Raw genomic sequence first — 17336 nt, 5'->3', positions numbered from 1 at the left:
AATCCTCCCGTCAGAGTTCCGGCTCGTCGAGATTGACGTAGACCGATTTCGTCTGCTGGTAGTGGTCGAGCACCTCCGTTCCCAGGTCTTTTCCGATACCCGACTCCTTGAAGCCGCCGTACGGAGCCTGCGGCAGGATCGGACCGTACTCGTTGACGTACACGAGCCCCGCTTCGATGTCCGCCGCCGCGTTGTGGACGACGGACGTCCGCTCGGTCGCGATGCCGGCCGCGAGTCCGAACTCGGTGTCGTTCGCGAGTTCGATCGCCTCGTCGTAGCTGGAGAACGTGTTGATCGTCTGTACGGGCCCGAAGATTTCCTCTCGAGCGATACGCATGTCGTTTTCTACGTCATCGAACACCGTCGGTTCGACGAACCAGCCGTCCCGGAGGTCGGAATCGTCCGGCGGTCCACCGCCCGTAAGCAGGGTCGCACCGTCGCTCTCGCCGGCGGCGATGTACTCCGTGACCGTCTCGTACTGGGACTCGGTAGTGAGCGGCCCCATCGTCGTCTCCTCGTCGAGCGGATCGCCGAGCGTGTAGGACTCGGCCTTCTCGACGAACCGGTCGACGAACTCCTCGTGGACGCTCTCGTGAACGATCGCTCGAGAGAACGCGTCGCAGATCTCCCCCGTGCTGTAAAAGATCCCGTCGGCGACGGCGGAAACCGCCTTCTCTAAGTCGGCGTCGGGAAACACGATAAACGGCGACTTCCCGCCGAGCTCCAACGTGACCGGAGCGACGTTTTCGGCGGCCGCCTGCATCACTCGCTGGCCGACGCCGACGCTGCCGGTGAACGAGATTTTGCGGACGCGATCGTGTTCCGTCAGTGCGCCGCCGACCGCCGATCCGGTCCCGGTGACGACGTTAAGCACGCCGTCCGGGAAGATGCCCTCGGACAGTTCGGCGATGCGAATCGTCGTCAGCGGGGCCTCGACCGACGGCTTCAGCACGGTCGCGTTCCCCGTCCCGAGCGCGGGCCCGAGCTTCCACGCGGCCGCCCAGATCGGGAAGTTCCACGGCGTGATCTGTCCGACCACGCCGTAGGGCTCCTTCCGCGTGTAGAGGTGCAGATCCTCGGACGTCGACACCTGTCTCCCGTCCTGACTCTGGCCCTGGCAGATCGAGGCGTAGTATTCCAGAGTTCCGATCGCCCCTTCGACCTCTCCTCGAGCCTGCGACATCGGTTTCCCGGTGTCTACGCACTCCAGGAACGCCAGTTCGTCGACGTGATCGCGGAGCACGTCGATCCACTCGAACATGCGCCGAGATCGCTCGGCAGGGGTCGTCTCCGACCACTCCTCGTCGAACGCGCTCCACGCGGCGTCGACCGCCGTATCGACCTCCGTCGGACCGCAGCGCGGAATCGCGGTGATCGGTTCATCGACGACGGGATCGACGGTCTCGACGACCGCGTCGGTCTCGTATCGAGCCCCGTCGATCCACGAATCGAACGCGCTGATATCCTCGACTCGGTCCCTCGCTTCCGCGTGATTCTCCCGTAACTGGCCGCTAACGTTCTCTGATGCCATTTCCAGGAAGTGGTTTGTTACCATCCTTCATATATCTTAGTATAGGCCCATCGACGCTAGAGCTTCGAGTTCGAAAACCGGAACGGCGAACGAAACTCCCTGCGACACCGTTCCCGATGATCGACGAGACTACCGCTGACCGACGTCCGCGACGGAGGGGTGAGGCCGACACAGTCGCGTCCGTTCGGAACTGTTCGTCTCTTCCGTCGAAACCGACGCACCACCGGTCGTCCGTCGCTCCCTTCGAGTCTCCGGGTCCGCGCGTTCACCGTCCGCCAGAAGGCGGCGGAAACGGGACCACTCCGGCGGTATCGGAAAAGGACGTGCTCGGCCGAGTCGACGGTGACCGGGGTCAACTCCCTCGATCGGCTGCGTTTCGCGATCCGCGACGATCAGTACGCGTCCCGAGCGATGTCCAAGAGGTCGTCGGCGTCCGCGTCTCGGGGGTTGTCGTGGATCTCGATCGTGTCCAACGACTTCTCCGCGATCGCGGGGAGATCGTCCTCCGCGACGCCGAGTTCGCGGAGGCTCGAGGGGAGGTCGACCCTGTCGATGAGGTCCTCCACGGCGTCCACCGCTTCCATCGCGGCCGCCTCGTCGAATAACCCGGACACGTCCACGTCCATCGCTTCGGCGACTTCGGCGTATCGTCCGGGAACGGCTTCGATGTTGTATCGCATCACTGCGGGCGTGTACGCGGCGATGGCCTCACCGTGTGGAATTTCGGGATACATTCCGCCGGTCGTTTCGGCCAGGGAGTGGATCGCTCCGAACCCGGCGAAGTTCTCGCAGATTCCCGCCACGTGAGAGCCGAACATCATCTGCTCGCGCGCCGCCATCTCACCGTCCTCGTAGGCGGCGGGGAGGTGCTCCGAGACGAGTCCCATCACGTGTTTGGTCAGCGGTTCGACGAGGGGCGGGCGGGCGGACGACACGTGATTCTCGAGCGCGTGGGAGAAGGCGTCGAAGCCGGTTGCCGCAGTCTGTCTCGGCGGTAGCGTCTCCGTCAGGGCGGGATCGACCAGCGATATTTCGGCGCCCAGGTACGGTCCGCCCGGGTACAGCGGCGATTGGCCGAGGGCCATCTTGAACTCGCGTTCTTCGTCGGTGATAACGGCCCAGTAGTCGACCTCGCTGCCGGTTCCGGCGGTCGTCGGTACCGTCACCAGCGGAAGGGGGTGGTTCTCGATCGGTTCCTCCATCACCTCTTCGGCCGACGTCACTTCGTAATCGGCGATCTCTCCCGGGTTGGTCGCCATCAGCGACGCTCCCTTTCCGACGTCGATCGAACTTCCGCCGCCGACGGAGACGATGAAGTCACACCCCTCGCTCTCCAACAGTTCGGTCGCTTCGTCGACCATTCCGGCCGTCGGGTTGGGCTCGACGCCGTCGTAGGTAGCGTACTCGATGCCTTCGGCAGTGAGCGACGTTCGGATCCCGTCGACCAGGCCGGCGTCGAGGATTCCCTGATCCGTGACGATCAGCGCCTTCTCCCAGCCCTGCGAATCGACGATCGATCCGATGTTCTCGCTGGATCCGTTCCCGAATTCGACCCAGATCGGGAAGGTGAGCGTGTAGTCGCCAAGGCTCATTGGTGCTCACCCTCGCGTTTCGCGTCGAGAATGCCGGGTGATTCCGTAGCCGTACTATCTATGGACGCCTCTCGATCCGCATGGGTGTCTTTCTCTCGCATTCCAACCGAGGATTCCATATTCCAGTATATAACTCTTAGTGTCAGGTCACACCCGCCGCGGTTTCGCGAACGCCGTGTCCGTGCCCGTGTGACCGGTTGGGCCCCGATCGCGGTGGATCGGTCCGCCGTCCGCACTACTCGGACCTCTGCTCGCTCGAGGAGGAACTCTCGGCTCCGTCCTTCTCGTTAGCCATCCATACAATCGATGTCTGGTAACTGAACAGTAACCGTTCTGATGAGTTTCGAATGTGGAAACGGACCTCGAGTATCGTCGATCATCGACTTCGCAAGCCGGTCGTCTTGGGAGAGGGACCGCGCTCGATCCGCCGGAGAACGCCGACGCCGCTTCGACGCGCCACGTCGGTCCGCTACGGACCGTCACTTCGGTCGTTCACCAACCGTCGTTCGAACGATTCGACGGTCCGCTCGAGCACCGGGACGATATTCTGCTCGATCACCTCGTCGGTAATGCGATAGCTCGGTCCCGAGACGCTCATGGCACCGATGGGAGGACTGTCCGTTCGGTCGACCGCCATCCCGACGCCGCGCAATCCGTCGGTAAATTCCTCGTCGTCGATCGCGTATCCCCGATCGTCGACGCGCTCGAGTTCCTCGACGAAGGCCTGTCGATCGGTGATCGTGTTATCCGTGTTCGCCGGTAGTCCCCATCGGTCGAGGATCGCTTCGGTACGATCCCGGGGCAATTCGGCGAGAATCGCTTTCCCGGATGCGGTAGCGTGCATGTGGTAATACGTCCCCATTCGAGCACGGTAGCGGTTCGAATCGCTCTTGTCCGGGTATTTCACCCACTTGTGGTACGATTCCGAGATCGTGACGACGCGCCCGTGGTCCTCGATCACGAAATCGACCTCTTCGTCGGTCGCGTCCGTCAGCTCTCTTACAGCGTCGTCCGCGAACTGGTAACCCACCTTTCGGCTCCGAGCGTGTTCGCCCAGGTCGAGGAACTTCGGACCGATGTGGTATTCGTCGCCCTCTCTCACCAAATAGCCGCATTCGTACAGGGTGATCACGTGCTTGTATACCGTACTTTTGGCGAGCGATAGATCCTCGGCGAGCTGGGAGAGGTTCGCGCCGCCGCGGTCCCGTATTCGATCGATTAGCGCCAGCGAGCGGGCGGGCGTTTTCAATGTCGGATTCTTCGGTTGGCCCGTCATATGTGATGTCAATTCATGCCACACTAATTAAGCATTTCGCAAATCGAAACACTAGTTCGAATTTCGCTTCTCAGAACAACCACGGCGGATCTGGGACTCTCATCTCGCCATTTCGCCGATCCACAATATTTAGAGAATGATACCATTCGTATCTTCGAAACCGTCCGTCCGCCGTCCGTTCGCAGTTGGCGATCTGACGTCACGATCGCCCGAAAGCACCCTGATAACACCTACGTGTGGAATGACTCTCGGTCCCGAGACTGCTCGCCACTCACAGCGTCGAATCGAGCTCGCGGAGCGGGCGAACGGTCGGCGGACGACACTGCACTCTTCTCCCGGGTTCCGTTTTCGATCCATCAATCGGCCTCCTATTCGGTCGTCTCTCCCGTCCGACTACGGTACGTCGACTCACTTCGCCTGGCCTATTACGATCGTACTACTGTAATCAGCTGCGTTTACGCCCGCTGTCTCAGTGTCGAGACCGATTACACGCGGGCCGACCGAAACCCGATCGGTAGCTCGACGTTCGAACGATTCGCTCGTTCTCATCGGTCGACGGACCTACTCCCTCTCATCGGTGCGGTGGGCTATTATCTTCCGCTGACTCCCGACATCGCCTACCGAACTGTAGCGGCCGAAAGCGGTCTCCGAGGTCGTGGTAGCCTGCTAGCCGCGGCGAATTGCGACACCGGAACTGCGATCCCACCGTCCGCTTTTACGCATTCGAAACGTACGGGTGATACTACGTCGTTCACTCGTGATCGTACGCATCCGGCGGTAGTTCTATTTCCGCCTCTTTCACACCGAAGTCGTAGTTCCGTTCGAAACCGTAGTCCAGAGAGATCGTGCCCCATCCACGAACGGTACGATTTCTAAGGTTTTGTGTTTCGCGATTTCGTTTCGCGAGACTCTCGCGCAAATACGGCGGTACCGATCGGACACGACGGGGCGGCACGTGCCCCAGTGATCGCACATCGGCGTGGATCGTTCGTACGGTTCGACCATCGTCTGTTCGCAGTTCGAACATCGCATCCCACGTCTTGTGCCAACGTAGCATGTGAGACGCTTGGGGTACTAAATGACGGATCGATATACCGGACCGTTGATAGCAGTAAACGCGACGCTCTGGGACTAACAGACGCGTGGGTTAGTCTCCGATGGAGATCTGCGAACAGTTCGTTGACGAGGCCGGCCGCGACAGGTCGAGGCAGACGTCGACCTCACTGTAACCTCGGTGGCTTCGGTAACTGCGTCATCATTCTGATCGTGGATACCCTTAAAGACAGGAACGGATCGATCCGTTTTCCTGATCTTCCGCTCGGTCCCGCCGGCGCGGCACCGGTTCAGTATACTGACGATTCGGCCCCTATCGTGTTCGACTTCTCGTTGTCGGGTATCGAAGCGCTTCAAGCGCGTAAAGCGACGAGCCGCTGGCTCGAGACGGTCGAATCGATGTCGCAGCGTGATCCGCTAGCCGGATCTGGAGACCGGACATATAATGGGATTCTATATAACTGGTTAACGCTTTTTCGTAATGCCCTCAATTGTGCTACTGTATGACGCAATGGAACCAAAGCCAGACCGAGGCAGTGAGCGCAGACATCACGGAGAAGACGAACGCGTTGCCGGCCCGGTACTTCACCGACGACGACGTCTTCGAGATGGAAAAAGAGAAGATATTCGGGCAGTACTGGGTCTACGCCGGCCACGCTAACAGCATCAGTGAGCCCGGCCAATACTTCACGCGGACCATCGGCGGCCGCGACCTAATCGTCGCTCGAGACGACGACGGTGACGTCCGCGCCGTGGAGAACTTCTCCGCTCGCGACGGTAACGCGCTCCTCGAGGACGTGCCGATGACCGATCCCGGACACGTCGATCCGGACGCGCTCGCCGATGCGGAGTCGGTGCACGTCGACAGCATCGGCCCGCTGATCTTCGTCAACCTGCGCGAGGATCCGATGCCGCTGGCCGAGCAGGCCGGCGTGATGAAAGACCGCCTCGAGGCGTTGCCCCTCGAGGAGTACGAACTCGCCACCCGGATCAGTTCAGAGGTCGAGTGCAACTGGAAGGTGTTCGCGAGCAATTACTCGGAGTGCGACCACTGCCAGGCCAACCACCAGGACTGGATCAAGGGCATCTCGCTCAACGACTCCGAACTCGAAGTCAACGACTACCACTGGGTGCTCCACTACACGCACGCCCAGGACGTCGACGACGAGATGCGGATCCACGACGAGCACGAAGCGCAGTTCCACTACTTCTGGCCGAACTTCACGGTCAACATGTACGGTACCNGAGATGCGGATCCACGACGAGCACGAAGCGCAGTTCCACTACTTCTGGCCGAACTTCACGGTCAACATGTACGGTACCGCCGACGGCTACGGCACCTACATTATCGACCCGATCGATACCGATCGCTTCAGGCTGATCGCGGACTACTACTTCCGCGACAGCGAGCTCTCCGAGGAGGAACGCGAGTTCGTTCGCACCAGCCGCCAGCTTCAGGAAGAAGACTTCGAACTGGTCGAACGCCAGTGGGAGGGACTTAGAACGGGCGCGCTCGCCCAGGCCCAACTCGGCCCCAACGAACACACCGTCCACCGCTTCCACCAGCTCGCCCAGGAGGCCTATAACTCATAACTGATCCGAAGCGCAAGAGAAGACTCCTCCGATCGAGTATGTAGTTCCGTTTTTCGGAACACCGAGATTCGTTATCTGGCATTGCCGCGACGACACTCTCCGATCTGGAGTCGCGTTTCGCACCGCTTCTGCTGACCGACTGGCTGCATCTTCTGGTAGAGGTAACTCTCCGCCGGCGAACTGCGTCTCACGCTTTACGAGCACCGTGGTGTTTGTGGTGTTTACGAAAGTGTGTGGTGAGATCCCCGCTATGACTACCGACTCGATGAGCAATCTAGCGGACGGGACTCTGGCCGGTGTCGTCACCGACGTGTGAAAACGAGACAGGGACTCATCCACACCCTCGCGACCGAGCCTGACTTCGAAGCGGGAGAAGCCGTTACGGGTCGCATTGACGAAGAGCTCCGGACCTACTGCACGCGAGCGCAGACGGCGAGTCACTCGGTGTACGGTGCGGGATGAAACCTGTTCGAGGACCCTGGACACGGCGGGTTCGATGTCGGATCGGAGAACGTTCGCCTGGACTTCGAAACTGACCGCGATCCCGGCGATGGAAACGCTGTCACGTTCGAGCGAATGGGAAACGAGGTAGTCCGGAATTCTCAGGACATCACGTGGGAAGGGCCTTGTTTAGACGTGGAACAACAACCTCAGCAGCGAGTATTTAAACACCAGTCATGATGAACCTGGCTTTTCTCTAAATAGCGTCCCGAGGCCCTTACCGATGGGATTTATCGGAATGTATTCGGGAATTCTCTTCGGCTTAATTACAATGACGTCGTGGGGTATTTGGATAATCTTCGGTAACGGTGCATCGCAGTCCATCGATCCGAGGACTGCGGCCGCGATCACGTATCTCGTAGCGGGTCTTCTCGCACTTGGCTCGATCGTCGTTTCGGATGCATCGATCGCCGTTACTGCGAGAGGAGGACTGCTTGCTAGCGCGGCCGGATCCTTCGCTGGAATCGGCCACATCGGATTCTCCCAGGCGTCAACGACACTGGTCTCTACCCTCGGTGCCATGTACTTCGTCGTCGCGGCCGTCCTCGGTATCGTCGTTCTCGGAGACGAGGTTACGATAACGAGATTTGCTGGAATCGCGTTCGCATGTCTCAGTATCGTCTTACTCACTCGATAGATTGGATTGATTCGATGGTCGCGCGTGAGTCAGTACGACCGGTACGCAGGGCGGCGGATTGCACGAGGAACCGGCGACTGTCGTCGAGTACATGCGAAAGCAGGCGTAATTGCTCAGAGGCGACGAGAGCGCGAGCTCTCTCCGTATCGGGATAGACGAAACGGCACGTTTTCCCGTTCTTTACAACACATCAAGTAGATCACCTGTTGTGGGCGGTTCGAACAAGTCTATAGCGCACGTGTCCCCGTTCTGACTCGATGCCAGCCGCGAACACAGAACTTCGATAACGGCCCCTGTATCGCCGCTATTGGAGCGGACGCCGAACCATCACTCTCGGTGATGACGGGAGATTCATTATCCGTCGACATGAAATACCATACGGAATGGTCACGTCTCCATCGGAGATTCCGATCACCGTTATCAGTGGACCGCTGGGTGCGGGTAAAACGACGCTGGTCAACCGACTGCTGAACAACCCCGGCGAGAGGCGAATCGCCGTCATCGTCAACGACATGGGCGAGGTCAACGTCGACGCGGAGTTGATCGCCGACGAGACGGAAGAAGGTGTCGTCGACCTCTCGAACGGGTGTATCTGCTGTCGGCTCCAGGACGACCTCGTCGCTCAAGCGACGCGGTTGGCCGAGGAGCGTTCGTTCGACTACCTCGTCGTCGAGGCGTCGGGAATCAGCGAACCGGTTCCCATCGCTCGTGCGCTCACGGAGGGGACAAACGAAGACAGCCTTCCGGACCGGTTCCGCCTCGATACGACGGTTTCGGTCGTCGACGCTTACGGGTTCTGGAAAGCGTTCGATTCCGGGGAATCCCTCCCGGATGCTGCCCCGGACCCGGAGCGCCCGCTGACCGAGGTGTTAGTCGACCAAATCGAGTTCTGCGACGTGTTGCTGCTGAACAAATGCGATATGGTTCCCGATGATGCGCGGGAGTCTATCGAGGCTGCCATCCGTAAACTCCAGCCGCGTGCGACGCTTCATCGAACGACGTACAGCGATGTCGACCCGAGTGCCGTTCTCGACACCGGATCGTTCGACTTCGAAGCGGCACGGCGGCAACAAGGCTGGAAGCGAGCGCTGTCCGGAGAAGCAGCAAACGAGCATCCGGGTCACGACCACGGTGACGATGCCGTTTCGGCGGCCGAGGCCCACGGCGTCGAGTCGTTCGTCTATCGGCGAGAGCGTCCCTTCCACCCCGAGCGGTTCGACGCGTGGCTCGACGACTGGGACGGCAAGATTATCCGCGCGAAAGGATTCGCGTGGGTTGCGAGTCGCCCGGAGACGGTTCTCGGGGTGAGTCAGGCCGGTCCGTCCGTTCAGGCTGGCCCGATCGGCGAATGGGGAGACGACGACCCGGCGACGCGGTTAGTGTTCATCGGTAGCGACCTCGACGAAGCGGCCGTGACCGACGAACTCGACGACTGTCTGGCGGCGTCCGACGAACAGACCGAAGCGTACGCTACTGACCCCTTCCCCCGCGGATCCGCTTGATCTCCGCCCAGAGCTGATCCCTTCGCTGGTCGTTCCAGCACCTGCATACTCCTCGCAGCCGACGTTGACCCATCCCGGTGACTGTCCGGTTCGCATCGTACGCCGATACTCGTCGCGTCTCGTACTCGGTCCCTCGCGTCCGGCCGTCTAGGGACGAAGAATCCTGTGGGTAGCGTGTTCCCATATGACGTAGAGCGACATCGTCACGCTAAAAACGGAGGCGTTTGATCGCGCGAGGGTTACGGTTCCAGCAGGACCTTCGTGACGCCTTCCTCGCGGTTGTCGAATTTCTCGTACATCTCCGGTGCGTCCTCTAGGTCGACGCGGTGTGAGACGACCCAGCTTGGATCGGCGCGCCCTTCGATGATCATGTCGCGGAGTTCGCGGTTGTACTCCTTGACGTTGCACTGGCCGGTACCGAGCGCCTGCCCTTTCTCGAAGAGGAGGCCAAAGTCGATACCGAGACGACCCTGTGCGGCCATGTCGTCCGGTGCTCCGGGGTCATCGGGGACGTACAGCCCCGGAATCCCGAGCTCACCGGTCGGGCGGACCGTCCGGATGAGATTGTTGATGACGACCGCCGGATTCTCGCGAGCGGGGTCGTACGCGTCGTCGCCTTCCTTATCCGGGTCGATCGCCTGGTATCCGACGGCGTCGACGCCCTTGTCCACGCCCCCGCCGTGGATGTCCTTGATCTGTTCGACCGGGTCGCCTTCCTCGAAGTTGATCGGCGTCGCGTCGCAGTGTTCCTCGGCCAGTTCGAGGCGGCTGGGAACGCGGTCGACGACGTAAATCTCCGCGGCACCCTTGAGCTTGGCGCTGTAGGCCGCCATCAGGCCCACCGGCCCGGCACCGTAGATAGCGACGGAGTCACCGGACTCGAGGTTGGCGAGTTCCGTGCCGTGCCAGCCGGTCGGGAAGATGTCCGCGAGCAGTGCAAACGAGTCCTCGTGTTCATCTCCGTCGGGCAGTTTGAGCGCGTTGAAGTCCGCGTACGGAATGCGGAGTTGCTCGGCCTGACCGCCCTGGTACGGCCCCATCGCGACGTAGCCGTACGCGCCGCCGGCGAATCCGGGATTGACGCTCGTACAGAAGCCCGTGTAGCCGTTCTCGCAGTTCTCACAGAAGCCACAGGCGACGTTGAACGGCGCGACGACGCGGTCGCCTACCTCAAGGGAACTCACCGCGTCGCCGATCTCGGTCACGATCCCCATGTTCTCGTGCCCGAACACGATCCCCGACTCTGCGGCCGTCCGCCCTTCGTACATGTGGAGGTCGGACCCGCAGATGCACGTCGTCGTGATGTCGATCACGACGTCGTTCGGGTGCTCGATCTGGGGTTGTTCTACTTCTTCGACCGCAACCTCGCGTTCGCCTTTGTAAACGACGGCATTCATGGACATTGATCGATATCTCCACTATCATCCACGAGCGGATCATATTTATATTCGGTGTTTATTCATACGGTTAAAACTCAACCTGTAAAATCAACAACCTTTAGTGGCGAAGATCCGTTCTACATGTTTGCCGTTTCACCCGGTGTTTTTCATCCCGGCAGCGATTCCTTTGACCGTCAACCGAAGCGTTCGCTCCTCGAGATCCGTGCGATGGGTCTGATCGAGTAAATAGACCTGCAGTACGTTTAGCGGATCGACGTACGGATTCCGGCGTTCGAGGTTCTCACCGAGCCAGTCGCGGGGATGGAGTTCGTCGCGCCGGCCGATCTCGGTGATCAGTTCGAGCGCACGTTCGTACTCAGCAGTTACGCGCGAGAAGAACCGCTCGCGAAGGTCGGGATCCGCGATGTCCGCGTATTGCGCAGCGATCTCGAGATCGGTCCGGGACAGCGAGAGGGCGGCATTGTCCAGCGTCGTGCGGAAGAACGGCCACTCGTCGTACATCTCCCGAAGGATATCCATCGAGCCACCGTCGTCTAAGTACGCGTCGATACCAGTCGCGACGGCGTACCAACCCGGGAGGATGCATCGCGACTGGGTCCAGGAGAACACCCACGGGATCGCCCGGAGATCCTCGACGCTGCGCTCGCCCGACCGCGAAGCCGGCCGCGAGCCGAGGTTGAGGTCCTCGATCACCGTAATCGGCGTCGCTTGCTCGAAGTATCGGACGAAGCCGTCGCTCTCGAGGAGGTTCCGGTACTCCCGGCGGGCGGCGTCGGCCATGGTCTCCATGGCGTCGATCCACTCCGCGGGAATCTCCTCTTCGGGTTGGTTGATCGTCTGCTTGCGCGCCCGGAGCTGGGCGTTGAGCATCTGCTCGATGTTGCGCTCGGCGATGCGAGGATTGCCGTACTTCTCGGCGATCGCCTCGCCCTGTTCGGTGAATTTGACCTGGCCGGTGATCGTGTTGTTCGGCAGGGCCAGCAACGCCTCGTTCATCGGGCCGCCGCCGCGGGAAATCGAGCCGCCGCGGCCGTGGAACAGCCGCATCTGGACGTCGTAATCGTCGCAGATCCCGCCCAGTCGGCGCTGGTTCTTATATAACGACCAGTTCGCGGCCAGGAACCCGTTCTCCTTGTTCGAGTCCGAGTAACCCAGCATGATCTCCTGGGTCCGCCCGCGGGCCTCGAGGGCCTGACCGTAGGCTTCGTTCTTGAAGAGCGTGCCCATGATCCGGCGGGCTCCCGAGAGGGCGTACTCGGTTTCCAGAAGCGGGACGATGTCGATCCCCGCGTGTTCGGGGAGCGAGACGACGCCGGCCTGATCCGCCAAAAAGAGCACCTCGAGGACGTGGCTTGGCTCTTCGGTCATCGAGATGCAGTAGGTATCGATGGCCTCGACGCCGTACTCGGTCTGCCAGTCGGCGAGGCTGTCGAAGAGTTCGAGGACGCGGGCCGAGTCGTCGGTCAGCCCGTCGGTCTCTCCGAGGTCGAGCACGGATTCGTCCTGCAGGACGGCGTCGGTCAGGAACTCGACGCGTTCCTCCTCCGAGAGATCGTAGTAGTTGATCCCCTCGCTTTCGAGGGCCTCGGCGATAGCGTCGGTATGCCTCTGCTGATGTTCGCGCAGGTCGAGGCTGGCCAGCGAGAAGCCGAAGGTGGCGACCTGTCGCCGGATCGGGTCGACGTGGGCCTCGACGACGTTTTCGGCCACGTTGTTACGGAGGCTCTGTGCGATGACCGCGAGGTCGTCGAGGAGTTCGTCGACGTCGTCGTAGCCGCCCGGCCGGACGTCACCGACGCGCGCGAGGCGCTCGCGCATGAGTTTGAGCTTCTGGCGGTACGGTTCGTCGGGGTAGCGTTCTTCGGCCATGCGGGCGCTGCCGGGAAGCCGTTCACGGTCGTCCTCGAGGGAGGCCTCGAACTCGCCGCCGGTATCGATTCGGCTGCCGTCTTGGCTCAGCACGCCCGAGAGGCGCTTGAGTTGCTCGCGGTACTTCTCGAGGACGACCTCGCGCTGGCGCTCGAGGGTGTTCGCGGTCACCTCGGGGGTCACGTAGGGGTTCCCGTCGCGGTCGCTGCCCGCCCACGAGCGGAACTCGAACAACTTCGGAATCTCGAGGTCGCCCGCCGTCTCCGCGTCGATGGCGTCGGCGAGTTCGTCGTAGACCTCGCCGACGACGTCGAACAGCGTGNGCCGTCTCCGCGTCGATGGCGTCGGCGAGTTCGTCGTAGACCTCGCCGACGACGTCGAACAGCGTGTTCTCGAGGTACCACTGGACGTTGCGCGCCTCGTCTTCGGGTTCGGGCTGGCGGTTTCGAACCTGCGGGGTCTGCCAGAGGCTCGTCACCTCGGCATCGATATCCCGCCACGCCTGCGCTTGCTCCGTGTCGGTCAGCAACTGTTCGTCCAGCGTCTCGAGATGCGTCGAGATCGCTCTGAGTTTGGATTTGACCGTTTTCCGTCGCGCTTCGGTCGGATGTGCGGTGAACGTCGGCTCGATCAGCACGTCGTCCAACACCTGGTTGACGGTATCGACGTCTTCTTCGCCGAGTTCTGCGGCCGCAGCGTCGAGACCGTCCTCGAGCGTTCCCTCGTTGGATTCGGTGCGGATCGTCCGAACCCGCTCGCGCTCCTCCGCGAGGTTGATCAGTTCGAAGTAGGTCGTAAACGCCCGCGCGACGATTCGCTGATTGTGAGGCGACAGCCCCTCGAGTCGCGAGATCAGCGGATCGCGGGACTCGCGCTTTCCGGAGCGGTATTCGATCGCGGTCTGGCGACACGACTCGACCGTCTCGAACGCCTGTCGCGACGTCTGGTCTTTCAGCACCTCGCCCAGCAGTTCGCCGAGTTCTCTGACGTCTCGCTGGATCTCTCTATTATGAGTTGGCATAATCCACCTATGCTGGCTACATAGAATACCCTCATAAAGTCGCCGATTATTGACAATAATCTCATTTATACGGACGTGAGCCTGTATCCGTCTCAGTCCTGCTCTCGGGCTCTCGAATGCTGGAATCTGGATCGCGAAATTCGTCGACAGAGGTGTGCCGAACCTTGTTTCTCGTCCTGACGTCGATGGTCAGTTGACCGATCACGCGGACGGATTCGCCGTCTCTGTCGAAACCAGGACCCAAACATCTCTCACCCGTGTGATTTTGCGTATCTAGATAGCGCTGAACGGGTCAACCTCTCGTCAACAGCACCGGTACTTGCGGGATCAAGACGCAGAACCATTCGACGCAGCGTCGAGGGCATCGTCACGAATGCCGCCGTACAGCGGATCGATCCGTCCGTCACTCGGTGCCGATCCGAATGCGAGAACCTCCGAATCGTTCCGTGACCAGAGACACACTACAAAAATACACTTGTAAATACTCACCTCCCACTCGTGATTCCCGATTCTGTGAACCCATAATGTATGATAACTAATATTTGGTGTTTGATAGCTCAAACGAAACTCCCGCACGCGGCTCATTCGGCCGATCACGGCCGTTCACATCACCGTTGTTTCCCGTCGCCAGCTCGGACCGAAGTCACGTTCCGTAGAAAAGGCGAAAATCCCTTGATACAGCAGCTATTCTGTCGACATCAATGGCTGTACTCTGGTTAGACGAGATCAGCGCCGGCGACCTCGAGACGGTCGGCGGCAAAGGAGCCTCCCTGGGCGAACTCACGGGTGCTGGGCTGCCCGTGCCCCCAGGATTCGTCGTAACCGCCGGGACCTATCNGGCAAAGGAGCCTCCCTGGGCGAACTCACGGGTGCTGGGCTGCCCGTGCCCCCAGGATTCGTCGTAACCGCCGGGACCTATCGATCGTTCATCGAAGAAGCCGAAATCGACGAGGAACTGTTTGAGGCTGTCGACGTCGATGCCGACGACTCGTCGGCGCTGGCCGAGGCGGCCGACCGCGCCCAGGAACTCATCCTCGAGACGCCGTTCCCCGACGAGTTGCGCGAGGAAATCTTCGAGTCCTACCGACAGATCGGCACAGATGGGGCGAGCCCGTCCGATCGCGGGACGTCGTCCCGCGCAGGCGAGGCGTTCGTCGCGGTGCGGTCGTCGGCGACGGCCGAAGATCTACCGGACGCCTCCTTCGCGGGCCAACAGGAGACGTTCCTCAACGTCACCGAGGAGGACCTACTGGACCGGGTCCGGGAGTGTTGGGCCTCGCTGTTCACCCAGCGGGCGATCTACTACCGCCAGGAGCAGGGCTTCGACCACTCGGCGGTCAACATCGCGGTCGTCGTCCAGCAGATGATCGACGCCGAGAAGTCGGGCGTGATGTTCACGAGCCACCCCTCGACGGGCGACCAGACGATGATCATCGAGGCCGCCTGGGGACTCGGTGAGGCCGTCGTCTCCGGCGCCGTCTCGCCGGACAACTACGTCGTCGAGCGCGAGGATCGGTCGATCGACGTTACCGTCGCCGAGAAGAAAGTCAAACACGAGAAAGACGAGGAGACCGGTGAGACCGTCGAGCGAGAGGTCCCCGAGAACAGACGTAAAGCGCGCGTGCTAGACGAGGATGCGATCGATCAGCTCGTCGACCTCGGTGAGCGCGTCGAGGACCACTACGGCGAACCCCAGGACGTCGAGTGGGCCATCGTCGACAGCGATGAGCGGAGCTCATCTGGCAGCCGGACGCAGTCCGGCGATGGCGAGGTCTACATGCTCCAGTCCCGACCGATCACGACTATCGACGACGGTTCCGGCGACGCGACCGAAGCGACGGACCCCGTCGACGAGACCGGCGACGCTGCGCAGGGACTCGCTGACGGCAGCGGCGCTGTCCAGGCCGCAGAGGCGAGTAGCGCTCCCGGAGCGGACGGCGACGCCGGCGAGGTCATCGTCGATGGTCTGGGCTCGAGTCCGGGCACCGTTAGCGGTCCCGCAAAGATCGTCGAAAAGCTCGACGATCTGGCTAAGGTCGGCGAGGGCGACGTCATCGTCACGGAGATGACGATGCCGGACATGGTGCCCGCGATGAAACGCACGTCAGGGATCGTCACCGACGAGGGCGGCATGACCAGCCACGCCGCCATCGTCTCGCGCGAACTCGGCGTTCCAGCCATCGTCGGAACGACCAACGCCACGACCGTTCTCGAGGACGGCCAGATCGTCACACTCGACGGCGACAAGGGCGCGGTCTTGGAAGGCGAAGAGATCGAACCCGACGAAGAGACCGAACCCGTCGAGGAGGTCCGCCCGCAGTCGCCGGTCAAGCCCATGACGGCGACGGAGGTGAAGGTCAACGTCTCCATTCCTGAAGCGGACGAACGGGCGGCGGCGACGGGCGCCGATGGCGTCGGCCTGCTCCGCATGGAGCACATGATCCTCTCGCTGAACCAGACGCCCGCGAAGTTCATCGCGGAGAACGGGGAGGACGTCTACATCACCGAACTCGTCGAGGGGATCCGGACCGTCGCCGACGAGTTCTACCCCCGTCCCGTCCGCGTGCGTACGCTCGACGCGCCGACCGACGAGTTCCGCCAGCTCGAGGGCGGCGAGGACGAACCCGAGGAGCACAACCCGATGCTGGGCTACCGCGGAATTCGACGCTCGCTCGACCGCCCCGACGTCTTCGCCCACGAACTCGAGGCGTTCCGGCGGCTCTTCGAGCTGGGCTACGACAACGTCGAAATCATGTTCCCGCTGGTCAACGACGCCGAGGACGTCTATCGGGCGAAGGAACTACTGAAAGAGGCCGGTATCGATCCCCAGAAGCGCCGCTGGGGCGCGATGATCGAGACGCCGGCCGCGGCGCTGTCGGTTGAGGAACTGGCCGAAGCGGGCATCGACTTCGCCTCCTTCGGCACGAACGACCTCACCCAGTACACGCTCGCGGTCGACCGGAACAACGAGCACGTCGCTGACCGCTTCGACGAACTCCATCCCGCCGTCCTGCGGCTGCTCGGCGACGCCATCGAGACCTGCCGCGAACACGACGTCGACACGAGCATCTGCGGCCAAGCCGGCTCCAAGCCGGAGATGGTCCAGTTCCTCGCCACGGAAGGGATCACGTCGATCTCCGCGAACATCGACGCCGTCCGCGACGTCCAGCACGAGGTCAAGCGCGTCGAGCAGAAACTGCTCCTCGAGTCGCGGCGAACGGAGTGAACTCGAGGGCGAACGTGACTCGAGTCCGTCAGCGGATCGGACGAGGATCGACATAAGCGCTGACCGACTGATCAGGCATCGGCCCTATTCGAGGGCGTCGTCCGGTTCGCCGGACGTCGATCTCAGACAGTGACT

At 61.6% G+C, this 17336-nt stretch carries 6 protein-coding genes and 3 pseudogenes; 4 read left to right on the top strand and 5 right to left on the bottom strand.

The annotated features are described in order from the left end of the window. Positions 1–10: 10 nt before the first annotated feature. From C477_RS17280 to C477_RS17270, 3 genes are all read right to left on the bottom strand, one after another. Positions 11–1531, bottom strand: coding sequence for an aldehyde dehydrogenase family protein (locus C477_RS17280; RefSeq protein ID WP_008895819.1), 1521 nt, complete (start codon positions 1529–1531; stop codon positions 11–13). Between the two features lie 392 nt (positions 1532–1923). Next, positions 1924–3123, bottom strand: a complete 1200-nt coding sequence (locus C477_RS17275) for an iron-containing alcohol dehydrogenase (protein WP_008895818.1) — start codon at positions 3121–3123, stop codon at positions 1924–1926. A 469-nt stretch (positions 3124–3592) separates the two neighbouring features. Then, a complete protein-coding gene (locus tag C477_RS17270) occupies positions 3593–4399 on the bottom strand; it encodes an IclR family transcriptional regulator (RefSeq protein WP_008895817.1) in 807 nt (268 codons plus the stop codon). A 1556-nt stretch (positions 4400–5955) separates the two neighbouring features. Here C477_RS17270 and C477_RS17265 point away from each other — a divergent pair. The 3 genes and pseudogenes from C477_RS17265 (at position 5956) to C477_RS17255 (ending at position 9685) form a co-directional block, all read left to right on the top strand. Continuing rightward, positions 5956–7045, top strand: a pseudogene (locus tag C477_RS17265) (SRPBCC family protein). 724 nt (positions 7046–7769) lie between these two features. Then, complete coding sequence (locus tag C477_RS17260; RefSeq protein WP_049914639.1) at positions 7770–8183, top strand: EamA family transporter; 414 nt, start codon at positions 7770–7772, stop codon at positions 8181–8183. Between the two features lie 383 nt (positions 8184–8566). Then, positions 8567–9685: a CobW family GTP-binding protein gene (locus C477_RS17255; RefSeq protein ID WP_008895815.1), complete on the top strand. Its 1119-nt coding sequence runs from the start codon at positions 8567–8569 to the stop codon at positions 9683–9685. A gap of 239 nt (positions 9686–9924) precedes the next feature. Here C477_RS17255 and C477_RS17250 read toward each other — a convergent pair whose 3' ends face one another. Further along, positions 9925–11082 carry a glutathione-independent formaldehyde dehydrogenase gene (locus C477_RS17250; RefSeq protein WP_008895814.1) on the bottom strand — a complete coding sequence of 386 codons (1158 nt, stop codon included), beginning with the start codon at positions 11080–11082 and terminating at the stop codon, positions 9925–9927. Positions 11083–11217: 135 nt separating this feature from the next. Further along, a pseudogene (gene ppc / locus C477_RS17245) lies at positions 11218–13975 on the bottom strand (phosphoenolpyruvate carboxylase). A 701-nt stretch (positions 13976–14676) separates the two neighbouring features. On the opposite strand from ppc, the pseudogene ppsA reads away from it, so the two are divergent. Continuing rightward, a pseudogene (ppsA, locus tag C477_RS17240) lies at positions 14677–17201 on the top strand (phosphoenolpyruvate synthase). The last annotated feature ends 135 nt before the right edge of the window (positions 17202–17336 follow it).

The sequence above is a fragment of the Haloterrigena salina JCM 13891 genome, assembly GCF_000337495.1.
GTDB classification, from domain to species: Archaea; Halobacteriota; Halobacteria; order Halobacteriales; family Natrialbaceae; genus Haloterrigena; species Haloterrigena salina.
Note: the sequence above shows the minus strand (reverse complement) of the source record. Positions and strands in the feature narration are given on the sequence as shown.

Coding starts and splice junctions, on each gene's coding strand:
- C477_RS17250 (WP_008895814.1), bottom strand. CDS start 11,082: ATGAATGCCGTCGTTTACAAAGGCGAACGCGAGGTTGCGGTCGAAGAA.
- C477_RS17280 (WP_008895819.1), bottom strand. CDS start 1,531: ATGGCATCAGAGAACGTTAGCGGCCAGTTACGGGAGAATCACGCGGAA.
- C477_RS17275 (WP_008895818.1), bottom strand. CDS start 3,123: ATGAGCCTTGGCGACTACACGCTCACCTTCCCGATCTGGGTCGAATTC.
- C477_RS17270 (WP_008895817.1), bottom strand. CDS start 4,399: ATGACGGGCCAACCGAAGAATCCGACATTGAAAACGCCCGCCCGCTCG.
- C477_RS17260 (WP_049914639.1), top strand. CDS start 7,770: ATGGGATTTATCGGAATGTATTCGGGAATTCTCTTCGGCTTAATTACA.
- C477_RS17255 (WP_008895815.1), top strand. CDS start 8,567: ATGGTCACGTCTCCATCGGAGATTCCGATCACCGTTATCAGTGGACCG.